The sequence below is a fragment of the Opacimonas viscosa genome, from assembly GCF_024199005.1.
GTDB lineage: Bacteria > Pseudomonadota > Gammaproteobacteria > Enterobacterales > Alteromonadaceae > Opacimonas > Opacimonas viscosa.
This window is the reverse complement of record NZ_JANATA010000315.1, coordinates 1-239: the sequence shown is the minus strand read 5'-3', so window position 1 is coordinate 239 and position 239 is coordinate 1. Positions and strand designations below refer to the sequence as shown.

The 239-nt window shown below is 51.5% G+C and carries 1 protein-coding gene; it reads right to left on the bottom strand.

Annotated elements, in window-relative coordinates; translation table 11 throughout:
- The coding region (locus NLF92_RS13750; protein WP_432420238.1) for a serine O-acetyltransferase at window positions 1-239 on the bottom strand (239 nt) is incomplete at both ends.

The following is a 239-nucleotide window of genomic DNA, read 5'->3' as shown; positions in this document are numbered from 1 at the left end:
ACCGATGACAACGCCCATACCATGGTCAATAAAAAACCGCTTGCCGATAGTTGCGCCCGGGTGGATTTCTATGCCCGTCAGCCAGCGACTAAACGTCGATAAGGTTCTTGCCAGCCATTTTAATTCCATCTTCCAGAGTTTGTGGCTCACGCGATGAAACCAGACTGCGTGTAAGCCCGGGTAGTTAGTCAGGACTTCAAAGGTATTTCTGGCTGCGGGATCCCGATCAAAGACACCGG